We start from the raw sequence: 1255 nt of genomic DNA, 5'->3' as shown, positions 1-1255 counted from the left end.
GCTGAAGTCCTGGCAGATCTTCCGCAGATCCCGCATCAGCCCCAACCGCATGAGCGTCACCACCAAAGCCGTCCTCACCCTGGAGAAGCAACGCTGAAAACGCTCATTGCCTCGGCGTCGGGCAAGGCAGAGGACGGCCCGGGAGCACCATCTCCTCAAGGCGATCTTCTGCCAGTCCGGCGGACAAAACACCCAGCGACACCTTCGCCCTTCCTCGAAAGCCCCGCTCCACGCTCCATGCCGAAAGCCTTCATACCCGGAACAGATCCCTCATGACCCTGCACGGATTGCGGCCGGCCGGAGCTGGTTGTGTGGTGGGGAACGCGACGCGTGAAGCGATCACCGGCGACCGGCGGATCACGGGCTCGTCGTCGACTTTGCACCGCATTAGCCTCGCGCTTTCATGAAGCGTGCTGTCCGGCAGGTGATCAGGCAGGAAGAAAGTGCCCCTGACCAGCGAGAATGAGGATTGCTGAGGTCCTTGTTCCCACCCCTGTCGGAGGCACTTTCCAGGTGAAGCAGCCTAATATTCGTTGGCTATGTTCTGCGACGGCAACCGTGGGGTGCTGTGACACGGGGGGAGGGTCGGCGCAGTGGGAGTGTTTTCGGCTTTAGCCTGCTGGGGGTCCGTCCCAGTCATAGTGGGACGGACCCGTCGACAGTGGCTGCTGTCGTTGGCTTGGTGCCTGGATCCCTTGTTAGGGAGATCCGACGACCACGTTCTTGGTCGTTCCGTTGGGGTCGGCCTGGAACCAGTATTCGCTTGTGCGGCAAGACCCGTTCACCTGGTCGGGATTGGCGTCGCTACATCCCGAGTGGCTGGGGTCGATCGTGAGCAGCTGGTAGATGTGTCCGGATGCCGTGAGGCTCGTTGTCTTGGCGGGAGCGGAGGTCTGAGAGCCGCAGCTCGAACCCACGTACTGGGAGTTCATCATGCCGAGGTCGGTCCACGAGTTGGTCGCCGAAGCGTCCCGCATCCACAGCCGGACCGCGTGCTTTTCGGTCTGGCAGTTCCAGGTGGAGACGGACTTGGTGCCGGGCTGCGGCGTCGGAGTGGGGTACGGGTTGGGTACCGGGCTGTTGCCGTTCTTCCACTTCAGGTTGACGCCGTATTCCTGGTGACCGGATATCAACCAGTCGTTCTTGGCGCTGTTCCACAGACCGTATGATGGATCGATTGAAGTTTCCCCGTGATGCTGGACACTCGATGCTTACGCTGCGAGGGCGTGTTCTTGCTCGTGTCGCTGCCGGGTCT

Annotated in this window: 1 protein-coding gene and 1 pseudogene; one reads left to right on the top strand and one right to left on the bottom strand. The window is 61.8% G+C overall.

The annotated features are described in order from the left end of the window. Positions 1-97, top strand: a pseudogene (locus BM536_RS40120) (IS5/IS1182 family transposase); the annotation flags it as partial. Between the two features lie 601 nt (positions 98-698). On the opposite strand, the gene BM536_RS39100 reads toward BM536_RS40120, so the two are convergent. After that, on the bottom strand, positions 699-1133 hold the full coding sequence (locus BM536_RS39100) for a hypothetical protein (protein WP_073500217.1): 435 nt from the start codon (positions 1131-1133) through the stop codon (positions 699-701). Between the last annotated feature and the right edge of the window lie 122 nt (positions 1134-1255).

It is taken from the genome of Streptomyces phaeoluteigriseus, from assembly GCF_001896135.2.
GTDB lineage: Bacteria > Actinomycetota > Actinomycetes > Streptomycetales > Streptomycetaceae > Streptomyces > Streptomyces phaeoluteigriseus.
Note: the sequence above shows the minus strand (reverse complement) of the source record. Positions and strands in the feature narration are given on the sequence as shown.